The 20,701-nt window shown below is 52.8% G+C and carries 16 protein-coding genes and 1 tRNA gene; 11 read left to right on the top strand and 6 right to left on the bottom strand.

The genetic code is table 11. The features are described from left to right. Nucleotides 1-5: 5 nt before the first annotated feature. Together petB and GS612_RS10990 are read left to right on the top strand one after the other, a co-directional pair. The gene (gene petB / locus GS612_RS10995) at nt 6-1,337 is read left to right on the top strand and encodes a cytochrome b (protein WP_171116929.1); all 1,332 of its coding nucleotides are present in this window, start codon (nt 6-8) and stop codon (nt 1,335-1,337) included. A gap of 17 nt (nt 1,338-1,354) precedes the next feature. Further along, the gene (locus GS612_RS10990) at nt 1,355-2,146 is read left to right on the top strand and encodes a cytochrome c1 (protein ID WP_152459511.1); all 792 of its coding nucleotides are present in this window, start codon (nt 1,355-1,357) and stop codon (nt 2,144-2,146) included. 146 nt (nt 2,147-2,292) lie between these two features. Here the strand turns inward: GS612_RS10990 and mtaB are convergent, their stop codons facing one another. Both mtaB and dapF read right to left on the bottom strand, forming a co-directional pair. Then, nucleotides 2,293-3,549: a tRNA (N(6)-L-threonylcarbamoyladenosine(37)-C(2))-methylthiotransferase MtaB gene (mtaB, locus tag GS612_RS10985; protein ID WP_171640287.1), complete on the bottom strand. Its 1,257-nt coding sequence runs from the start codon at nt 3,547-3,549 to the stop codon at nt 2,293-2,295. After that, nucleotides 3,546-4,388: a diaminopimelate epimerase gene (gene dapF, locus GS612_RS10980; RefSeq protein ID WP_171230031.1), complete on the bottom strand. Its 843-nt coding sequence runs from the start codon at nt 4,386-4,388 to the stop codon at nt 3,546-3,548. The genes mtaB and dapF overlap by 4 nt, the downstream gene beginning before the upstream one ends. 210 nt (nt 4,389-4,598) lie before the next feature. Here dapF and GS612_RS10975 point away from each other — a divergent pair. The 6 genes from GS612_RS10975 to GS612_RS10950 all read left to right on the top strand — a co-directional run bounded on the left by GS612_RS10975 (nt 4,599) and on the right by GS612_RS10950 (nt 10,792). Beyond that, a tRNA-Lys gene (locus GS612_RS10975) sits at nt 4,599-4,674 on the top strand. Between the two features lie 1,248 nt (nt 4,675-5,922). Then, nucleotides 5,923-6,663, top strand: coding sequence for a thermonuclease family protein (locus GS612_RS10970; RefSeq protein ID WP_171640549.1), 741 nt, complete (start codon nt 5,923-5,925; stop codon nt 6,661-6,663). A gap of 1,290 nt (nt 6,664-7,953) precedes the next feature. Next, a complete protein-coding gene (locus tag GS612_RS10965; RefSeq protein ID WP_152456701.1) occupies nt 7,954-8,247 on the top strand; it encodes a putative quinol monooxygenase in 294 nt (97 codons plus the stop codon). Between the two features lie 42 nt (nt 8,248-8,289). Then, nucleotides 8,290-8,748: a GFA family protein gene (locus tag GS612_RS10960; protein WP_171640285.1), complete on the top strand. Its 459-nt coding sequence runs from the start codon at nt 8,290-8,292 to the stop codon at nt 8,746-8,748. A gap of 181 nt (nt 8,749-8,929) precedes the next feature. Next, nucleotides 8,930-9,757: a class I SAM-dependent methyltransferase gene (locus GS612_RS10955; protein ID WP_253286151.1), complete on the top strand. Its 828-nt coding sequence runs from the start codon at nt 8,930-8,932 to the stop codon at nt 9,755-9,757. Between the two features lie 135 nt (nt 9,758-9,892). Then, nucleotides 9,893-10,792, top strand: coding sequence for a hypothetical protein (locus GS612_RS10950; protein WP_253286150.1), 900 nt, complete (start codon nt 9,893-9,895; stop codon nt 10,790-10,792). A gap of 159 nt (nt 10,793-10,951) precedes the next feature. Here the strand turns inward: GS612_RS10950 and GS612_RS10945 are convergent, their stop codons facing one another. From GS612_RS10945 to GS612_RS10930, 4 genes are all read right to left on the bottom strand, one after another. Beyond that, nucleotides 10,952-12,895 (bottom strand): DUF3604 domain-containing protein, encoded by a 1,944-nt coding sequence (locus GS612_RS10945; RefSeq protein ID WP_171640283.1) that lies wholly within the window; start codon nt 12,893-12,895, stop codon nt 10,952-10,954. A gap of 349 nt (nt 12,896-13,244) precedes the next feature. Next, nucleotides 13,245-15,221 carry a bifunctional 2',3'-cyclic-nucleotide 2'-phosphodiesterase/3'-nucleotidase gene (locus GS612_RS10940; RefSeq protein ID WP_171640281.1) on the bottom strand — a complete coding sequence of 659 codons (1,977 nt, stop codon included), beginning with the start codon at nt 15,219-15,221 and terminating at the stop codon, nt 13,245-13,247. 517 nt (nt 15,222-15,738) lie between these two features. Then, entirely contained in the window at nt 15,739-16,230 is a 492-nt protein-coding gene (locus tag GS612_RS10935; protein WP_171640279.1) for an ATP-binding protein, read from the bottom strand. Nucleotides 16,231-16,246: 16 nt separating this feature from the next. Then, nucleotides 16,247-17,146 (bottom strand): LysR family transcriptional regulator, encoded by a 900-nt coding sequence (locus GS612_RS10930; protein ID WP_171640277.1) that lies wholly within the window; start codon nt 17,144-17,146, stop codon nt 16,247-16,249. Nucleotides 17,147-17,242: 96 nt separating this feature from the next. Between GS612_RS10930 and GS612_RS10925 the strand changes: the two genes are divergently transcribed. The 3 genes from GS612_RS10925 (at nt 17,243) to GS612_RS10915 (ending at nt 20,564) form a co-directional block, all read left to right on the top strand. Beyond that, nucleotides 17,243-17,890: a class I SAM-dependent methyltransferase gene (locus tag GS612_RS10925; protein ID WP_171640543.1), complete on the top strand. Its 648-nt coding sequence runs from the start codon at nt 17,243-17,245 to the stop codon at nt 17,888-17,890. Between the two features lie 445 nt (nt 17,891-18,335). Next, the gene (locus GS612_RS10920; protein ID WP_171640275.1) at nt 18,336-19,883 is read left to right on the top strand and encodes an arylsulfatase; all 1,548 of its coding nucleotides are present in this window, start codon (nt 18,336-18,338) and stop codon (nt 19,881-19,883) included. A 411-nt stretch (nt 19,884-20,294) separates the two neighbouring features. After that, complete coding sequence (locus GS612_RS10915; protein ID WP_371807936.1) at nt 20,295-20,564, top strand: potassium channel family protein; 270 nt, start codon at nt 20,295-20,297, stop codon at nt 20,562-20,564. Nucleotides 20,565-20,701 lie beyond the last annotated feature (137 nt).

Here is a 20,701-nt window from a genome sequence, read left to right as displayed (position 1 = left end):
AACTTATGTCCGGAATTCCCCACGATCATTACGAGCCGAAGACAAACGGCGAGAAGTGGCTGAACAGCCGCCTGCCGATTGTCGGCCTGCTGTACGATACCCTTATGATCCCGACCCCCAAGAACCTGAACTGGTGGTGGATCTGGGGCATCGTTCTGGCATTCTGCCTGGCGCTGCAAATCATCACCGGTATCGTTTTGGTGATGCACTATACCCCGCATGTTGATCTGGCCTTTGCCAGCATCGAGCACATCATGCGCAACGTGAATGGCGGTCACTTTATCCGCTATCTGCACATGAATGGCGCATCGCTGTTCTTTGTGGCGGTTTACATCCATATGTTCCGCGGCCTGTATTATGGCTCGTACAAAGCCCCGCGTGAGATCACGTGGATCATTGGTATGCTGATCTACCTGATGATGATGGGCACCGCCTTCATGGGCTATGTTCTGCCCTGGGGTCAGATGTCCTTCTGGGGTGCGACCGTGATCACCGGCCTGTTTGGTGCGATCCCGTTTGTTGGTGACGCGCTTCAGACCTGGTTGCTGGGCGGGCCCGCCGTGGACAACGCCACGCTGAACCGCTTCTTCTCGTTGCACTATCTGCTGCCGTTTATCATTGCGGCATTGGTTGTGGTGCATATCTGGGCCTTCCACACCACCGGCAACAACAACCCGACAGGTGTTGAAGTGCGCCGGGGCTCGAAAGCTGAGGCCGAGAAAGACACGCTGCCGTTCTGGCCGTACTTCGTGATCAAGGACCTGTTCGCCCTGGCCGTGATCCTGGTCGTGTTCTGGGCCGTCGTGGGCTTTATGCCGAACTACCTGGGCCACCCCGACAACTACATCGAAGCCAACCCTCTGGTGACACCTGCACACATCGTTCCCGAATGGTACTTCCTGCCGTTCTACGCGATCCTGCGCGCGTTCACCGGTGAGGTCTGGGTCGTTCAATTCGCCAGCTTCATCACCGGCGGTATCATCGATGCCAAGTTCTTCGGTGTTCTTGCGATGTTCGGCGCGATCCTGGCCATGGCGCTGGCGCCCTGGCTGGACACGTCTAACGTGCGTTCAGGTAAGTACCGTCCGATGTTCAAATGGTGGTTCTACCTGCTGGTCATCGACTTCTTTGCCCTGATGTGGCTGGGTGCGATGCCCGCGGAAGAGCCCTATGCGACCTTCTCGCTGATCGCGTCCGCCTACTGGTTCGCCTATTTCTTCGTGATCCTGCCGATCCTCGGAGTGATCGAGAAGCCTCTGGCACAGCCTGAGACCATCGAAGAAGACTTCAACGCGCATTATGGCAAGGCTGATGCCGACGCCACGCCGGCCGAGTAAGAAGAGGGACCGGAAACATGTTCAAGAAACTTGCAATCGGCGCCGCGTTTGCCTTGGCCCTGACCCCTGTTGCATCCATTGCAGCAGGTGGGGGTGAGCAGCATATCGAAGACTTCGACTTCTCGTTCGAAGGACCCTTCGGTACCTGGGACCAGCATCAGCTGCAGCGCGGCCTTCAGATCTATACCGAGGTCTGCGCAGCCTGCCACGGTCTGCAATACGTGCCTCTGCGCGATCTGGAAGCGCTGGGCTATTCGGAAGAAGAAGTCATCGCCTATGCGGCTGACAACTTCGAAGTGTTCGATCCCGAGCTGGACGATTTCCGCCCGGCGATTCCGACTGACCACTTCCCGGCCAACAACGGTGTCGGCGCACCGGACCTGAGCCTGATGGCCAAGGCCCGCGCGGGCTTCCACGGACCTTACGGTCTGGGCATCAATCAGTTGGTCAAAGGCATGGGCGGAGCCGAGTACATCGCCTCACTGCTGGACGGCTATACTGGTGAAGAGAAGGAAGAGGCAGGAACTGTCCTCTACGAAAACAAGGCCTTCCCCGGCGGCTGGATTTCGATGGCACCGCCGCTGGCGGATGAACAGGTCGAGTTCGCTGACGGGCACTCGAACTCTGTCGAACACATGTCAGAGGACGTCTCGGCGTTCCTGATGTGGGCGGCCGAGCCGAAGATGATGGAGCGCAAGAACGCTGGTTTTGTTGGCGTGATTTTCCTGACCGTTCTGTCGGTGCTTCTCTATCTGGTCAACAAGCGCCTGTGGGCTCCGCATAAGGGCAAACTTCGTAAAGAAGACTGAGACCCTTTTCAGTAAGCATAAATTGAAACCCCCGCGCCATCCGGTTGCGGGGGTTTTTGTTTCCAGAAGGGGTCACAGGGCCTTGCCCCCCCTTCTTGGCCATTGGCCAGTTTCTTCCCGGGGTCTTTCTTTACTGATGAAGGGAATCAGGCCGTGAGTTGGGTCATGGTCTGCCCGGTGATTGCAGCGCGCACGATCTGGCCTTCGGGTTGAGGTGCTTTGAACGAAACCTCGGTGAACTGTTCGGTTCGGCCCATATGCGGGTTTTCCATCAGGATGTGATGGGTTTTGCCGATTTGTTGTGACAAGTGCTTTGCGACCTGAGCGTCGCCTGCCGCGCGCAGGCGGGCGGCGCGATCCTTGATGACCGTTCCATTCACCTGCTGCGGTATGCGGGCTGCCGGTGTTCCTTCTCGCTTGGAATAGGGGAAGACATGCAGCCAGGTCAGGTCGCAGTCGGTGATCAGCTTCAGCGAGTTTTCGAAATGCGCTTCGGACTCGGTCGGGAAGCCTGCGATGATATCCGCGCCAAAGGTCATGTCGGGGCGCAGCTTGCGTGCCTCTTGGGTAAAGCGGATGGCGTCGTCGCGCAGATGGCGGCGTTTCATGCGCTTTAGAATCAGATCGTCGCCGTGCTGAAGCGACAGGTGCAGGTGCGGCATCAGGCGCGGTTCGGTTGCGATGGCCTGCATCAGATTCTCATCAACCTCGATCGAATCGATCGAACTGATGCGCAGGCGTGGCAAATCCGGCACCAGCTTGAGGATGCGCATCACAAGATCGCCCAGCTTGGGGCTTGCGGGCAGGTCGGCACCCCAGGATGTCAGATCGACCCCGGTCAGCACGACCTCGTTATACCCCTTGTCGACAAGCCGCTTGATCTGATCCACCACCACACCGGCCGGGACGCTGCGTGAGTTGCCCCGGCCATAGGGAATGATGCAGAAGGTACAGCGGTGGTCACAGCCGTTCTGAACCTGCACATAGGCGCGCGAGCGGGTGCCGAACCCGTCGATCAGGTGGCCTGCGGTTTCGGTGACCGACATGATGTCATCGACCTGCACCGCCTCAGTCTGGCCGATGAAATCGGCAGCCATGCCTTGCCAGGTCTGGGGGCGCATCTTTTCAGTGTTGCCGATGACCGCATCGACCTCGTCCATCCGGGCAAAGGTTTCGGGCTCGGTCTGGGCGGCACAGCCTGTGACGATCAGACGGGCATTCGGATTCTCGCGCCGTAGCTTGCGGATTTCCTGCCGGGCCTTGCGCACGGCCTCAGTCGTCACTGCGCATGTATTCACCACCACAGCGTCTGTCAGACCGGCCTGTTGCGACAGCTCTTTCATCGCCTCGGTTTCATAGGCGTTCAGGCGGCAGCCCAACGTGGTGAACTTGGGCGGGTTCATCCCAGCGACCTCAGAAATTCAGGCGTCAGAGTGCCAGAGAAAACGTGACATGTCGGGCCGGTCATCCAGACACCATCGTCGCGCCAGTCGACCCAAAGCGTGCCACCATCCAAATCAATCCGCACCTTGCGCCCGGTCAGCCCCCGTCGCGCGGCAGCCACGGCTGTTGCACAGGATGAAGACCCAGATGCCAAAGTGATGCCTACTCCGCGCTCCCAGACGCGCATACGGATGTGATCCGGGCCAATGACCTGGGCCACCTGGACATTAGTGCGTTCGGGATAAAGCGGGTGGTATTCGTAACGCGCGCCGAATTCTGCCAACGGGATCGCTTCGGCGTTTTCAACGAAGAATGTGCAATGCGGGTTTCCCATTCCCGTTGCCGTCGGGGTGCCTTCGATTGGCAATTCCAGCGTGTCCATCTCTTCTGCCAGAGGAACTTCGCGCCAGTCCAGCTGCGGGTGCCCCATGTTGACTGAGGTAAGCCCATCGCCGGCATCCCGCGCATGAAGGGTTCCACGTTCCGTGGTGAGCTTCAGGGCAGAGCGACCCGTCTCATCCATAAGCAATCGTGCAATACAGCGGGTGGCGTTGCCGCAGGCGGCCGAGGTTGATCCATCGGAATTGTAGAACACCAGATGCGCGTCGGCTTCACCTTTTTCGATAACGGCCAACTGATCGAATCCCACACCAAATTGCCGATGCCCGATTCCCCGGGCCAGCGCCGGCGTGATCGGGGCATCCTGCGCGCGTGCGTCAACAATGACAAAGTCATTGCCCAGCCCGTGCATCTTTATGAACGGCAGTCCGGTGTCGAGTCTCTGTTGCATGGCGGGCATATAACGTCGGTCCGAACATGAATCCACCCTGTCGAGAAGATTCCTCAAAAAAGGGGTTGACCCTCCAGCGCCACCTGCCTAATTAAGCCGCCTATCGGGTCGCCGGAAACACGCGTTGTTACGGTGAAACGAGGCGCGAAATAAGGGCTTGAACCCGGTCGGGGAATTGCCATAAAGAGCGCCACGGATCGACAGATCCAACAAAAGAGTGGGCCGTTAGCTCAGTTGGTAGAGCAACTGACTTTTAATCAGTGGGTCGCAGGTTCGAATCCTGCACGGCTCACCACTTTTTTCAGTAAAAACAATTATTTACACGGAGTCGTGTAAAATGCGCTTCATGGCGTTCGGCTTGCCGGAAGCAATACGGAAGCACTGTGACAAAGAATTAAGTGTGCCTATCGGGTCATAAAAATTTATCGCGGCGGCAGCTTCTGGACACGTGTGTGCAATCTCCCAGACAAACTCAAGCGGAACTTGAGCGGGTCGGCCACAGAGCTGCCGTTCGCTGCAGGTAAAGTGTTGATCATTTGAAATAGCAGTGATGCGGAGAAACCTGACTTAGAAGTGTTGATTGATCTCCTAACGCTAGTTTTGTCATTAGAAAACCAGAAGCATTCACTCACTCAAGGATTTGACGATAGTAGGGTTAGGGCCTGCCTCCACGACCCCAATACTCCTTATCACGATCTTGGTATCCAACGCCTTCATAACTGTCATGGCTGCACACTTTGAAAACAATGATTGCGAAGAGTGCCATGAGGATAGCCTTGGCAGTTGGGGTTCGGAGTAAGTATTTCATTGTTCTATTTTAATATTGCATAATTGACCTCGAAAAGAAGCTCTGCGCCTTTTCATTCAGCTATCCAGTAGAGCCGAACTAGACGAACGCGAACTTACACTAATGGCTGCACAGGGGCAGATCGCTTCCGTGGCGAACTTTGCGTGAGCGTCGTCCAACTTCTTTGGCGCAGCAAAAAATCTAACCCTCGAATTGACTCCCGTAGTTGGTTGCATGCTCAGGATACTTTCAAACAATTGAGCTATTGACACCGACGCCGCGAGCGCCACCCGTTACATCGTTGGCAGAAAGGGACGTGCTTATTGCTGTACCTCGCAAGCCTAATTCGAGAAAGTCCTCTATATCTAACGCATAAATTGGAATGGAAATAGACGGATGCCGAGTATCGAGAGAATAATTGAACCAACCAACACTTGAACGGCTCAATAGAATTTAAGCGACAGTAGAAGCGCAGGGTTGGAAGCCCATTGGATCACCTGTGAAATCCGAGACGGGCTATCCACAACTCATCCAACGGAACTGCTGTTTGTGCTGAACGCCCATTTTAAGTTCCGAACGTTTCTGCTGTCCGGCAGCTTGGGTGTTGCTCATTGGGGCGTTGTCAAGCCTCGGTACAATCCACTCGCCAATAAAGTCTAATACACGAAGAAAAATGGCATAAAATAAAAAGTGCTCGTCGGTTATACTCTCTATTTTAGCCCAAAGCCTTTTTGCTTGAGTTTCATCGTGACCGACATGTCCAATTCCCTTCCACCTCTCACCAGCTCTTTGCGGCCCAAATTGCGCGCCGATCAAGCAACATCGGAAATAGCTACGCATCAATTTGATTTTCTGTTCAGTACAACCGAATTGGAAGACGTGGCAGTATTGGCCCCTTTAATCCTTTTTGGCCTCGTTTTTTTGGCATTTCGCTTTGCGCCTCGCTCAAATAGCAGGGCTAAATTCGGGAACTCCGCTCAGTATCGCCAAACTCCCGAAAAGCCAAAGGCTGTTACGCAGTCTTCAAGACGGCAACCCACACCATTTGATGTCAAAACCGCAGATCATTTACCGGTAAGAATAGTTTTGCAAGGGAAAGCATGGGTTACGGATGGCGATACAATCGTCATCAACAAAACGCAGATACGATTGTTCGGTATTGACGCACCCGAGATCGATCATCCTTTTGGGCAGAAGGCAAAGTGGGCGATGGTGAAACTTTGCAAAGGTCACGAAGTAAAGGCGGTAGTAACTGACGTGGATCATTACGGCCGTACCGTTGCGCGTTGTACTTTACCTGATGGTCGAGATTTATCAGCTGAACTTGTGAAAATGGGATTGGCAATCGATTGGCCTAAATTTTCTGAAGGTAAATACAAGCATTTGGAGGTTCCGGGTGTGCGCAAAAGGTTGTGGTTGGCTAATGCGCGTCAGACAGGGAAGATGTATCTCTGGGAACAGTTTGAATACGATCAACGAAATCCGAAGAAGCGGTGAACGAAACGACTTGGATTTTAAGTCGGAAACTGGGCTCGATGCTGTCGAATGCACTCGCAGCATCCTGTTGTCGTGGCGACCGCTGCATAGGACTCAAACTGCACAGATGGACACGGCACAAATGAATGCGGCCGACCGTCAGTGGTTTACGCAGTAAACCGATACCTACTCTTGGCTTCATGCAGTTTCTTTGCGGCTCGCTGAGGATCCGCCTTAATGCTCTCTGCGAGCTTGCCTCTAACACTGTCGATAGAATCACTAAGCTCATTTTCCTGAATGTTTTCCAGTGCGGCCAATGTAACTCCAAGGCCTGCAAATTTCGTCGTTATCAACCTAATATGCTGATAGCGATGCGCGCGCTTAACGCTTGTGGTGTCGATGTGGCCGCGCATTTCCAGTAGGTCATCCTCGGATGATCCAGCAACCAAGCCCTACATTGTATGGTTAGACCACCGCGCGTGGTTTCCATCGTCAAGATCAGGCTCGCAGTATCGTACCTTCTTTAAAGCCTCGGCAATGGCATCGTCGAACAAGGCATCGAACTGGGACCACGTCCTGATCTGCCAACGATCTGTGGCAAGCTATTCCCCGCAACGCGCCACACGCAGCTTTGAGACGCATCAGAAGGGTCAAATGGGGGTGTAAATGCGGACATCGTCCAAGCCCGCCGACTTACGTATGCGCCGCCGCGATTTTTACAGGTCATTTCGCGGTCCACTGTCAGAAGCGCTTAATTTTATACATGGATTTCCCGGTTGACGAGGTAATTCCATCAGGATGTCATAGGCTTCTCTCGGTAGAGGAATGCGGCGGCTTCCGGTCTTGCTGCCCTGCAATTCCAGATGGTGCGACGTTACATAGCCCCAGCGCAGCGTCAGAATCTCGCTGATGCGACTTCCAGTGTAAATCAGCAGCAATAGTGCCGACACTCTGTCCCGCTTCCGGCGATTAATCTGAGTGTCAGAAGACCAAAAGCATCTAGTCGGACACTGGGAAGACGTGACTCTCATGGTTGTTAAGTCATTGAAAATCAGGAAGTGGTATAGGGTAGTTGTGACCGAAGGGTCGTGACAATGCGTGATCTGGTCTTTGAGAATAGATTCGCCGACTGAATCACTGGCGTGGTTGCGGTCACGCGACGACGGCAATTTGGCAGAAAGAAATCATCCAACAGAATTGGTCAGATGACTACAACGAGCCCAAAGCAGACAATCTCGGAACGAAATGATATGGTCGCGGAACCAGAGGCGCTCATACATTCAGGAACCGTGCTTTACGGAGGTCGGATGAATGATCATGCGTATTTTTCAGGTCGTGACACGGCCGGGCAAAGAGGAAGAGTTCAGCAAGTTCTTCCATGAAACAGCTATCCCCTTGATGAGAGGTACCAAGGGCATCGTTCAAGTGTTTCCTGGTGCCGCACGTGCTGACACACCGCGAGAGTTCAGCTTTGTGATGATTTGGGAAAACCTGGAGTCACTAAAGGCTTTTGTCGGCGATAACTACCAGAGTCCGCATATCGATCCGGCGGAGGCCGAATTGGTCGAGTCGCGTTCTATCAAGCACTACGAACTTGTCCAATAAGAGCGATGGCTTGAATGCAAAGAAGCAATTCGGGGGGAAACAATGATCAAGGGGAAATGCGGTTGCGGAGCCGTAACGTATCAGATGACGTCACCACCCATGTTCGTGCATTGCTGCCACTGCAGCGAATGTCAGCGACAAACCGGAGCGGCCTACGTCTTGAACGCCATCATTGAGGCTGATCGCGTGCAGTTTGAGGGGCCAATCACTGAATATGAGCTCTCTACTCCAAGCGGGAAAGGTCAGATCATTACGCGCTGTAGAGATTGTGGCGTCGCCGTTTTTAGCAGCTATATGATCCGCCTTGGCAAGCTAAGGTACGTGCGTGTCGGAACACTGAACAACCCGGATCAATGTCCTCCGGATGTACAGATTTTCACCAAAAGCAAGCAGGCCTGGGTGCCACTCAGCAAAGACATTCCTATCTTTGAGGAATTTTACAAATTCGATGAGGTGTGGCCGCCCAATGCGTTGGACCGTTTGGAGATAGCTCTATCCTGACGGGTCAGTCGCTCGGGTCAAATGGCAGCTTTGTCCGTATTTCGGTCGTTCGCAAAACTATGGCGAACGCAGCCATCGAGATCAGTGCGGACGCTTTGGCGAGGCTACCATTTGGCGCAAAGAACGCTTCTGTTGGTGTCAAAAAAACGTTGATGCTACTCTGGCCCGGCTTGGAGGATGCATGAACGGCCTAAGTGATTTTGAAAAGTTGGAGCGCGAAGGCTGGGCCAATCCAGCTATCGCCAAAGGTTATGCTGATGGATTCCACCATGCAACGCGCCTCGTTGCGCAGAGGCTCTCGGATGCGGTTTCCGCAGGACCCAAGTCAACGGTTCTTGATTTATGCACCGGGCATGGTGTTGTTGCTGCAGAACTGTCGGCAAGAGGGGCATCCGTAACGGGGCTCGACTTCTCGGGAGTTATGATATCTCTTGCTCAATCAGCTGTGCCAGACGCTTCCTTCATTCAAGGAGATGCGATGTCAATGGACTTTGCTGATAGCAGCTTTGACGCCGTCACTATTGGTTTTGGTGTCCCGCACTTTCCCGATCCTGGACGCGGTTTGGCGGAGGCGGCAAGGGTTTTGAGACCAGGAGGGCGAATCGCGTTTTCAATCTGGAAGGGGAAAGGATCAGATGGTGCTTTCGGTTGGTTGTTCGATGCGGTTGGGCGACTGGGCGATCCGTCTGTAGAACTGCCTTTAGGACCGGATGCCCATATGCTTGCCGACCGTTCTTCTGCTGAGCCTATGGTCACTCAAGCGGGATTTGCAGAGTTTCAGTTGTTCGATGTGCCTTCTGAATTGCACGTACAACACCCTGAGGACTTGTTTGATGCATTTGACCAGGGTGCCGTTCGCGCGGCATCACTATTAAGATCGCAACCTGCTATGAAACGAGATTCAATTCGCTCCGATCTGGCGGAACGCACTCGCTCTTTAGGCAACATGCACAATGGCGGTTTTCTTGTCCCGGCCCCGTCTGTCATCATATCAGCCGTTCGCCGCTAACTTTTTCGAACCTTTGACGATTACGCACGCTCTTCGAACAGCAGCTTTGTCCGCATAACAGACTTGAAAGCACTTGAACCGCTGGTTCAGGAGTGGCAACCCGAAAGGGAACCAGCGTCACTTAGGAAACGTAATATGAAAAACCTTATTCTAACGTGTTGCTTTGGAACTATTTCCCTATGTTTCACAGCGTTTCCGTTGACTGCACAGCCGCGGCTAGGTTGGGCGTATCAGGTTGATGGGCTTGCCGCTTTTCAAGGGGATGCGGATTTGAGCGGCGGTGGCGAATTCTCTGCAAGTCGAACATTTCTTCGTGCGACCGCACTATACAATCTGGACGGAGGAAATTCAGTTGGGCTTTCCACCAGCTTTGGCAAGCTGGATTATCGCTTCAGCCAATCGAACAACCAGCCATGGGAAAACATCCGTGACCTCCGCGTCGCCGTTCCTGTGCGGCTTCGAGTGAGTGATACAGCAACAGTTTTTGTGTCGCCACAGATCAGATGGGACTATCAAAGCGGGGCCTCCTCATCTGAAGGAAGAACCCATGGTATTTTTGCAGGAATTGCTTGGCAACTGAGCGAGCGCTTGACGATAGGTCCGGCCTTTGGCGCGTTTTCTCAATTTGACGAAAGCGGTACAGATTTTTTTCCAGCCCTGCTGATCGACTGGGACATAAACGATCGCTGGAACTTGAATACTGGCTCTGGTGTCGGAGCGACGCAAGGTCCCGGACTGACACTGAGTTACGCGTTGAATGACGCCTTGGACATTTCGTTGACCGCGCGATCGGAAAAAATTCGATTCAGGTTGGATGGGGATGGCCTTGCCCCGAATGGGGTGGGTGAGGATAAAAGTATCCCTGTAGTTCTTTCTGTTGGGTATAACCCGAACCCTGGGGTTTCATTAAGTGTCTTTGCTGGCGCAGAATTTGACGGCCGCCTGACGCTAGATGATGCGAATGGATTGGAAATTAGTCGTCAGAGCTATGAAACAGCGCCATTGGTTGGGCTGGCGTTCAGAGTCAGGTTCTGACCACAGCATTGAGCCAGTTTGCCAGTTGTGTGCAGAGTTTTCTCGGGGCTGAGTTCACGCGTCTACTTTGTCCAGAAAGTAGACGTTCAATGAATTTGGGCGAACGATTACAACGAACCCATTTTCGCCATGAAACATGAGCGCGTTTTTGGTGAAGTTCTATCCCTCCGGAGTGTACCAAATGGGCGAAGTATAAGCCCGTTCTTGTGTGGATGTCGGTACTTCTTCGGGTAGTTCGTCGCCGAACCTAATAGCTTCGTAAACCGTCCATCGCGGCGTGGGGATTTCCAGCACGCGCGCGTAGTAAAAAGCCTTTTGTTCCGGATCAAATTCGGGATCAGACCAGACGGTTATCAATTCTGGCGATCCGATTGAGTTCGTGAACGTACCGGTTTCGACGTCCACGGTGTTGCCGACAGGCGGCAGCTTGCCTTCCGCGCCGAGATCCCGATCGCCGGACCAGACGACATCAAAAACCTTTTCTTGTGTCTCACCGTCTTCTGTTACCCAGCCCTTGACTATCTGAATACGATCCAGATTACCCGAGTACGGATCTTTGAGTGCAGCGACGAGAAAATTTGGCGCTAAGGCATCACCGGGCGCTTCCGGTAGATCTGCCCCCATGGGTACGCCTTTGTCATAACCAATCTTCGCAGGAAGCCGCGATTGAGCGTCGTTTTCTTCGAAATCCCATCCCCCGAAGAAACGTACCGTGATCCGACTACCTGTTGTCCCATATACTTCCTTACGTTCCATCGCGTCGAAAATAGATGCTCGTGTATTTTCTTCGGCCCAAACCGCCGCATAACCAGAGGCAGCCATCTGCCAGCCCAGAATTTTGGTCGCTTCAAACTCGCCGACAACATGCTGCCAACGCCCAGGCTCAGGTTCCACGCCCGAGTGCTTACCAAAAAAGTTATCTTCCTGGGCTGTCGCCAAAGCCGTGTGACTGTCTGTGGATCCCACGACACCAAACTTGTAAGGGTTGGTCCCAAGCTGCGCCTCGAGCTTCAGGCCATTTTTTAAAGCCTCGCGAGCATACTCGTACTGCAACATCCAGTCTTCTTTGGGGACAGGGCCAAGGTTTGCGACATCCCATGTTTCGTAATCTGCAAACTCATCATTTGGGCTCAGGAACGGGTGGGCCTCGCCGTCGCCTTTGATCTGAGTGATCTCATAAAGTGGCTCCCATTTTGCGCGTCTGTCCGCGTAATCTCCTGTGAGCGGTTCGCCGGTATCGGGGTTTGTCTCGACAGGAAACATCAAGCCATTGGAAACATTGCCATTGTGCGCCAATGCGAGGACGCGCCCTCCTGTCGTTTCTTCGTATCTTTCCATCCAATCCCACAGATCTTCCGGATTGAATGTCTCGGCAGTCGTAAACGGCAACATTTGCCGCGCCCGAATCCTGTCGTCCCTATAGATGACATTGCGGTGCAAGTTGTTGCCACCTTCCGTCGAGGTCCATTCGTAGCCGATAAACGCGGTAAACGATCCCGGTTGATCATAAGCATCTGCAGTTTCCGTAAAGTCATCCCAAACTGACTGTACGAAACGACGGTCAGCAATCGCCTCCGGCAAAGCTTCACCGGTAATTCCAGCGAAAGTCTCGATAACCTCCATTGTCGCTCCAAGGGCAACATTCCCTCCTTGGTTCAACCTGTCGTTCCAGTCGCGTAACGTTGGATCGCCCATCAAAGTTGCGTTCCCCGCGACGATCTCGTTCATCGCGCCCATCGCGTCTGAATGGTCTGAAACAACGAGCCAATCGAGCGGGCGAGACAGCTTCGCCCGTAGGCCGTGAGAAGTAGTTACTTCTTCTCCACGCGCAAATCGAAACGCGTCTGAAGGCGAAAGAAGTACACCAAACGCACGCGCGTCGAGTGAGAGCGACGTATGCAAGTGGGTGTCGCCCCAAAGAGGTCTAGTTGGAAAGTCACGTCCTGCATAAGGCGAAAACGCATCTGATGCAGGGGCATGCATGTCGGCCCCCGAGATGGTCATTTCACCAACTTGTCCACCCTCGGCGGTTTCCTGTGCCCAAGCAGAGGTCGAGGACAAACAGAGACAAAAGAAAAAGGTCGCACTGAAAGGAACTTTCATGGCTGTATTCCCAGCTAATCAGATTATAACTCATGCGACCATTCTCATATGCTTGCTGTCAACCTCGTTTTTGTTTCCGCGAAGAGCGTCTGTACTTGGTTGAATTGGTGTGTAACTACCCAAATCCCTCGCCGCGTCTTAGTCTCGTTTACTGCGGAACCAAACAGCGGCTTTGTCCGCAGAGCATTCACTGATGCACTGCGCAACGAGGACTGCTCCGAGCCCAGATCAACGTTCATTTCTAACCGTTTATAGCCTTTGAAAGTCGCATGCGGGTGTTCAGCGTAAGCCTGATGGTAGCTGCTTTCGTTGACTTCCGACTTCCTCAAAGTACGCACATGCGATTGCACTATAGCTTGATGCGGAATGCCGCGAAGCCATCTGCACCATCTCCGGCATCTTCGATTAAAACGCCTTTGACATCGGCGATGTAGTCTCGGGCCTTTGGGCCGGTCTCGAATAGCACGGTTGTGTTCTCTAAAGGAGCAAATGACCAGTTGCCGTCCGCTTTTGGGTTGATCGTTCCCTGTTCGACAATATAGCGCACGATAACGTCGCGATTAGTGTCCGGGGCTTCGAACACGATTGTATCACCCAATGCGCCGGGGAATGAACCGCCACCCGACGCACGATAATTGTTTGTGGCGATGATGAACTCCATGTCATCGGTGACCGGTTCGCCTTGGAAGGACAAGTTCACAATTCGGGCCGCATCGGGATTCACCTCTTCCCCCTTTGGCCCAAAGCGCGACGGCTGCGACAGGTCGATCTGGTATGTTACGCCATCCATCACATCGAAATTGTAGGATGGAAACTCTGGATTCAGAAGAACCGCATCCTCTGAGCCTCGCTCGATCTGGTTGAACATACCGGCCGAACGCTCCAGCCAACCACGCAGTTGAACACCGTTCACTCGCACCGCGCGCACTGTGTTGGGATAGAGATACAGATCAGCCACATTTTTGATAGCAACATCCCCGACCGGGACGTCGGTGTAATAGTCCGGGCCCCCGCGACCACCCGCCTTGAACGGCGCCGCCGCTGACAGGATCGGCAATCCTTCGTGCTCGGTGCCTTTCAGCATTTCTTCGACATACCATTTCTGTGCGATCGAAACGATCTGTACAGACGGATCATCAGCAACCAATGCAAAATAGCTGTGCAACGGGGCAGATGTTTTGCCAACGGCTCGACGGACATAGGCGAGCGTTTCGTCGTGATCCTTCGCAACCGAGTAGAGAACCTTCTGATCGTCTCCGACCAAAGCGGTGATTGAGCGGTCTTCATTGCGTTTGGAAATCGCGCGGGCCTCGGACGTGGTGGTAACCACGCGCCACTCATTTCCTTCCCGTTCCAGCAGCAGGTCCAACAACCCAAGATGTGAGCCCCAGAAGCCGCCCATAACAGCAGGTTTACCCATCAGGGTTCCCTTTTCGACGTCGATGCCGGGTCGGTCCGCAAATGTCGGCGAGGGAAAGACAAGGTGATTGTGCCCCGCAACCAGAGCGTCGATACCGTCAACACCCGCCAAAACGACTGAGGCGTTTTCCATACCGTCCACATGATTGGCGTCGCCGATCCCAGAATGTGAAAGGGCGATGATTAGGTCACATCCTTGTTCCTTCATCTCTGGCACGTATGCCCGCGCGGTTTCAACGATATCGCGGGCCTGAACATTGCCTTCCAGATGCTTTCGGTCCCAGTTCATGATCTGCGGCGGCGTAAAGCCTATGACACCGATTTTGATTGAGTGCTTGGTTCCATCACCCATTTCGATTTCACGGTCGATGATTGTATATGGTTTGATGAGCGTTTTGTCGTCGCGCGGAGTTGCGCCTTGTGCCTTTGCAACATTGGCCAAAACGACCGGGAACTCTGCGCCCGCGAGTGATTTTTCCAGGAAATCCAGCCCGTAGTTGAATTCGTGATTGCCCAGAGTTGCAGCATCATAGCCAACCGTGTTGAACGCGGTGATGATGGGGTGCGCGTCCCCTTCTTTCATGCCACGCTCATAGGCGATGTAGTCGCCCATTGGGTTCCCTTGAAGAAAGTCACCGTTGTCTACCAAGATCGAATTTGTCGCCTCAGCGCGAATTTCGTTGATGATTGAGGCCGTACGGGACAAGCCCACCGTGTCACGGGGTTTGTCAGCATAATAGTCATAGGGGAACACATGAACATGGATGTCCGTTGTTTCCATGATGCGCAGATGCGCTTGATTGTTGGATGCCAAAACTGAAAAAGGATGCAAGGTGATGGCCGCTGCACCGGCTGTTGTTGCAAGAAATTGGCGACGCGAAATTGACGAGCGGTTGGAAAAAGACATGGGTCACCTTTCGAGTTGGCTGGCAATGAGAATAGTTGCCGGTATTGCATAACGATCTTATGACAGTGTCTTCTAACACATTTTGCAGACTTATTTCAGGGGGTATGGACGAGGCCATGCGCCAGATCCGTGAAGTCGCTGAATGATTGGATCAGGTGAAACCAAGCCGGGACTGGAGTGATAACGTATGTGAAGAATACCCGGTGCCTTTTACCATCGCCCGTGCTGTATTGTCGGCGCAAAACTATTCTGGAGATGGTTGTTGGAGCCGGCATTTGCCGATGTGTTGCCCATGCCCGCCAGCGACGTACACTACCGATAATCGACGTGAACGACGCTGCCGACACTACCGTCGCCATGACTAAAGGAGGACGCACCGGGATACATCTTTTTTTGTCACGCAATCTCCGTACCTGCGGCCCAGTGAAAGCTGACTGTAAACATTTAGCCAATCGTCGACTCAGAGCAGGCGGCCGAGAAACATTTAGCTCCGCCGCGACATTTCGAAAGTCTGGTGCTACTGACGGTGAGTTATGATGCTAAAACCCTCTTCGGGTGATGGTGGCACAAAATGCCGCGCAATACGCCGATATTGATCTTCCGTCGCTGCAAATGCATGTGCGCCTTCTCTGTTGCGCTTGTGCAGCCGGTGCAGACAAACCTCATCTGACACATCCAAAAAGTGAAGGTGGTGCTGCGCAGCAGTGTCTTCCAGCAGGTCGCGCATCCAGGCCCTGTTTTCAATTGTGTTCGCTGGAAAATCGAGAACGACCGAAACGCCAGCCTTCAGCAGAGCAGCCACGTGAGGACCCATGAGCAGTCGCAGTTTCAAAGCGCAGTCTACATAATCCTGCAGGGACTTCATTTGATCCCCAAACAGCGGGCCAAGCCATTCATCTTCTGAAATGAGCACGGCCCCGTCTCTTTTCGCAAGTCTCGCTGCCAGAGTTGATTTTCCAGAAGCAACTTTGCCGCATAACAAGTGGAGCGTTGGAATAGCCTGTGACATAGAGCGAACTCCCGGATTACCTGATGGTCCCTGCGCTAAGTTGGTCTGCCAGTTGATCAAACACCAACCTGATCCTTCGAGCGGTATGTAGCTCGGAGTGCGTCGCCAGCCAAATCGGGAACTTAAACGGCTCGCGGTCGGGAAACACGCGCTCCACTCCTGGTGTTAAGGCAGCCACATCATCCGACATTACACTTATGCCAAAACCTTGGCGCACCAGTTCCCAGGATACGATCCCGCTTTGTGAGCCGACCCGGAAGCTTTTTCGGGTGACCTTAATGCCCGCCGGATCAAGAAAACCGATCATCGTGTCAATGTCACCAAATCCGACAAAGTCCAACTTAGCGAGTTCGCCTTCATTTTTTGGCCGTCCAACCTGATCAAGGTACGAAGGTGCCGCGTAGAAATGTGCCGTGGCCTCGGCGACAAGCTTTGCCGTCAGATCCGGCTGCGTCGGACGTACATGTCGGATGGCGATATCAGCCTCACGTCGCTGTATGTCTCGTATGTCATTTGTAGCAACGATGTCTATCTCCAGTCGCGGTGCTGCAAGTCGGATCTTTTTCAGTATTGGCGGCATCTGATAGGCAGACATCACGTCGGACGCAGTGATCCTGACTTGACCTTCAACAGCTTGCGACTGACTTGTCGCAGTAAGTGAAATCCTGTTTGCCACATCCGCCATTTCTCTGACATGCAACAAAAGCTCGGCGCCAGCAGTCGTCAAATTAAGCGACTTTCCGACTCTTTCAAACAAGGTGATGCCAAGCGCCGTTTCCAGCGCAGCAACTTGACGGCCGACAGTGGGTTGAGTTTGCTCAAGAACGCGCGCCGCTGCTGAAAACGAGCCTTCTTCGGCGGTGGCAAGAAAGGACCGCACCTGATTCCAGTCGAAATTGATGGCTTTCCAGTTCATGCATTTATGCATAACACTTCTGCAAATTGGGGCAATTCCATAAATGAATGTTTGGTATTACAGGATACGGCGACAACCTTGTTAGAGAGTATTGAAATGGCTGCTTTGTCTAAGGATGCCGCGTTCTGGAGCAAAATCTCGCGAAAATATGCGGCAGACCCAATCCGCAACATGGAAGGGTACCTGAAAACACTGGAACGTACCAAGTCGTACCTGAAAGCGGAGGACAGCGTACTCGAAATCGGGTGCGGGACGGGTTCAACTGCGCTGCTGCTTGCACCGAATGTCGCCCATGTCACTGCCACGGATCTCGCTCCGGGCATGATCGAAATTGCCGATGAGAAGCTTGATAAAGAAGGGCTGGAGAATGTCACTTTCAAGGTGGCCGACGTTCTTGAGCACAGTCTTGACGAAGGCTCTTACGATGCCGTCTTGGCGCATAACTTGCTTCATCTTCTGCCCGATTTGGACCAAGCGCTCGAGCACATTGCTGCGCTGACAAAACCGGGTGGGCTTTTCATATCCAAAACCGTTTGCGCGCCTGAGAGCGGTGGTTTCAAGTTTGCGATGATCAGTCGGATCGCAATCCCAATCATGCAGGCTTTTGGGAAAGCCCCATTTGTGAGTTTCGTGTCTGGATCGGCACTTGAGAGGAAAATTGCGTCCGCAGGCTTCGAAGTCCTCTATACTTCTGATCAAGCCTCGATGCTCCGGAGTCGTTATATTGTCGCGCAAAAATCATGAAGCTCCAGTTCGTGCAGCTCCGTCCTTTGAAATGATCTTTGCATCACAGTGTTTTATATAAACCATTCTCAAGTGATCGGATGTTACAAAGGTCTGTTTTCAATTTCATTAAGCGACTGCGAGTGGCAGCATTGTCCGCATAGCGATCGTTCGCGATATTCAGGCGAATGTCAGCATCGATTCTCAAGCAGAAGAAAAAGTGGTCCAGCAAACGCTTTGGCGGGGTTCCGAAATGCGGCGAATTCAGTCTTGACCAATTACGTGTTTGAAGCGCTGGAAAACGGTATCGGCCAGTTCGTTTAGTAAAGCCATTTAAGTCGACAGGGTTTTAAACTTCACTTGCGCGTTTCCGCCTGAAATCCTGGAAACCACAAGGGCCCCAACAAAAAACTTCGAATTTGTGGTAGGTTATTCGGTGTTAGCAAGAAATTTTGGGAGGACGAATATGAAAAACAGAACAAAATCCACCATAGTAGCGGCATTATTTGCCGCAACCGCTACGGCCGTTTACGCACAAGATGAACCTCCTATGAACTTCCTGATTATTTGGGGAGATGACATTGGGTTTTGGAATATTAGTGCCTACAACCATGGCATGATGGGTTATCAGACACCCAACATCGACCGTATAGCCAAAGAAGGCGCGCTATTTACTGACTGGTACGGAGAGCAGTCCTGTACTGCAGGACGAGCAGCTTTCATAACTGGACAATCTCCCATTCGTACAGGTTTGACAAAGGTAGGTCTTCCTGGCGCACCTGAGGGCATGCCCGTGGAAGACCCCACCATCGCTGGACTACTCAAAAACCACGGGTATATGACAGGCCAGTTTGGCAAAAACCATTTGGGTGACCGTGACGAGCACCTCCCCACCAATCACGGTTTCGATGAATTTTTCGGGAACCTCTACCACCTCAACGCAGAAGAAGAGCCTGAAAATCCAGATTATCCCAAGGATGAAACCTTTAGGGAGAATTTCGGCCCGCGCGGGGTGATCAAGTCAACCGCAGATGGCTCGATCGAGGACACCGGGCCGCTTACGAAAAAACGCATGGAAACCGTTGACGAAGAAGTCACGGCAAGCGCGTTGGATTTCATGGATAGAGCTGTTGAACAGGACAAGCCTTTCTTCCTTTGGTGGAATTCCACTCGCATGCACATTTTTACGCATCTTAAGGAAGACTCCGACGGAGTGACGGGACTTGGTGTTTATCCTGACGGTATGGTCGAGCATGATGGGCACGTCGGTGTACTACTTGATAAACTTGAGGAGCTTGGGATCGCCGAAAACACTGTCGTAATGTATTCAACAGACAACGGAGCCGAGACCTTCACGTGGCCGGACGGTGGTACTACCCCTTTCCGCGGCGAGAAAAATACGCAATGGGAAGGTGGCTATCGTGTCCCGACTGTCATCAAGTGGCCGGGCGTCATCGAGCCGGGATCGAAGATCAATGGCGTAGCTTCACATGCGGACATGTTGCCAACCATTATGGCTTCTGTCGGCGAGCCAGACATCAAAGAAAGGCTACTTGATGGTGGCGTTGAAGCGATCGGTCGCCAATACAAGGCACATCTGGACGGCTACAATCTACTTCCGTCGCTCTCAGGTGAAACTGATGATTGGCCACGCAGTGAATTCATTTATTGGACTGACGATGGCAGCGTAGCCGCCTTGCGCTATGAACAGTACAAGGTGACATTCCTAAAACAGAACGCACATGGACTTGATGTTTGGCTCTCACCTTTCGAGGTGTTGCGCGCACCGATGCTTTCAAACTTACGGAGTGATCCGTTCGAGAGAGCCGAGGAAGAGAACGCTATGGGTTACCAGCGCTGGTTCCTTGAACATATGTTCGCGATAGCTCCTGCTGCTGCCTACGTTGGGCAGTGGTTGCAAAGCTTCGAGGAGTTTCCGCCAAGGCAAAAACCCGGCAGCTTTAACCTCGACAACGTTATGGAGGAACTCACCAGCCGTGCCGGCAACCAATAGCTCTGACGGAAGCCAGTGAGCTTGAATTCAAAGACAACATTCTGTCGAATTTCAACGCGCGAATCATCCTCTTGGACTGAAAATTGGCGCAGTCCAAGGGAGAGAATGAACGGCGGCTTTGTCCGCGAAGTATTCGTTCACGCCGAGTGCACCGAATGACTCTGCCGAGCCCATTGCCGACTTTGCCGGGTGATTGAAAACAGAATTGACTTGAGTAGTCCTGAAGCGATTGAGCGAGAAATTGGTTAACATTCCTGCCGGACACACACGGTGGGAGCGCAACAGGGTTTTGGAAAAATACAAGAAAATTCAAAAAATTCTATGTATATATAAATCCCTTGGTATTCTTACGTTATGAATTCACTAACGAGAATTACGCGAGGTATAAGCGTCGCCTTTAAAGATGGCAGGGTGAAGGGCCTTCTAGCATTCACTACTGGCATGATCCTCTGGGCGTCGGTGTTTTACCGTTATGTCGAAGGTTGGAGCTGGCTTGACTCAATCTATTTTTCTGTTGTGACAATTTCGACCGTTGGGTTCGGTGACTTTTCCCCTGAAACAGCGGCAGGGAAAATATTTACAATTTTCTACATCATCGTTGGGCTCGGTATCTTCGTGACCGCAGCGACTACGGTGGCAGATACAATCCTGTCCCAGGACGACAAGCAAGAGGACAACTAGTTTTGCCCCGCCGAGCCAATGCGATTTCATACGCAGGCAATACGTCGACCGAATAGCCCCTCTGAAATCCAGGTTATCGATTTACTTCAAATGGTTACAGGTTTTTTGGTATTTTAAATATACATATTAATTTATTT

The sequence above is a fragment of the Ruegeria sp. HKCCD6157 genome (assembly GCF_013110685.1).
Taxonomy (GTDB): Bacteria; Pseudomonadota; Alphaproteobacteria; order Rhodobacterales; family Rhodobacteraceae; genus Ruegeria.
Note: the sequence above shows the minus strand (reverse complement) of the source record. Positions and strands in the feature narration are given on the sequence as shown.

Excerpts from the sequence above, each read along its gene's own strand:
- GS612_RS10935 (WP_171640279.1), bottom strand. The coding sequence starts at position 16,230 with ATGTCACAGGCTATTCCAACGCTCCACTTGTTATGCGGCAAAGTTGCT.
- GS612_RS10920 (WP_171640275.1), top strand. The coding sequence starts at position 18,336 with ATGAAAAACAGAACAAAATCCACCATAGTAGCGGCATTATTTGCCGCA.
- GS612_RS10955 (WP_253286151.1), top strand. The coding sequence starts at position 8,930 with ATGAACGGCCTAAGTGATTTTGAAAAGTTGGAGCGCGAAGGCTGGGCC.
- dapF (WP_171230031.1), bottom strand. The coding sequence starts at position 4,388 with ATGCCCGCCATGCAACAGAGACTCGACACCGGACTGCCGTTCATAAAG.
- GS612_RS10950 (WP_253286150.1), top strand. The coding sequence starts at position 9,893 with ATGAAAAACCTTATTCTAACGTGTTGCTTTGGAACTATTTCCCTATGT.
- GS612_RS10965 (WP_152456701.1), top strand. The coding sequence starts at position 7,954 with ATGATCATGCGTATTTTTCAGGTCGTGACACGGCCGGGCAAAGAGGAA.
- GS612_RS10990 (WP_152459511.1), top strand. The coding sequence starts at position 1,355 with ATGTTCAAGAAACTTGCAATCGGCGCCGCGTTTGCCTTGGCCCTGACC.
- GS612_RS10945 (WP_171640283.1), bottom strand. The coding sequence starts at position 12,895 with ATGAAAGTTCCTTTCAGTGCGACCTTTTTCTTTTGTCTCTGTTTGTCC.
- mtaB (WP_171640287.1), bottom strand. The coding sequence starts at position 3,549 with ATGAACCCGCCCAAGTTCACCACGTTGGGCTGCCGCCTGAACGCCTAT.
- GS612_RS10970 (WP_171640549.1), top strand. The coding sequence starts at position 5,923 with ATGTCCAATTCCCTTCCACCTCTCACCAGCTCTTTGCGGCCCAAATTG.
- GS612_RS10925 (WP_171640543.1), top strand. The coding sequence starts at position 17,243 with ATGGCTGCTTTGTCTAAGGATGCCGCGTTCTGGAGCAAAATCTCGCGA.
- petB (WP_171116929.1), top strand. The coding sequence starts at position 6 with ATGTCCGGAATTCCCCACGATCATTACGAGCCGAAGACAAACGGCGAG.
- GS612_RS10930 (WP_171640277.1), bottom strand. The coding sequence starts at position 17,146 with ATGAACTGGAAAGCCATCAATTTCGACTGGAATCAGGTGCGGTCCTTT.
- GS612_RS10940 (WP_171640281.1), bottom strand. The coding sequence starts at position 15,221 with ATGTCTTTTTCCAACCGCTCGTCAATTTCGCGTCGCCAATTTCTTGCA.
- GS612_RS10960 (WP_171640285.1), top strand. The coding sequence starts at position 8,290 with ATGATCAAGGGGAAATGCGGTTGCGGAGCCGTAACGTATCAGATGACG.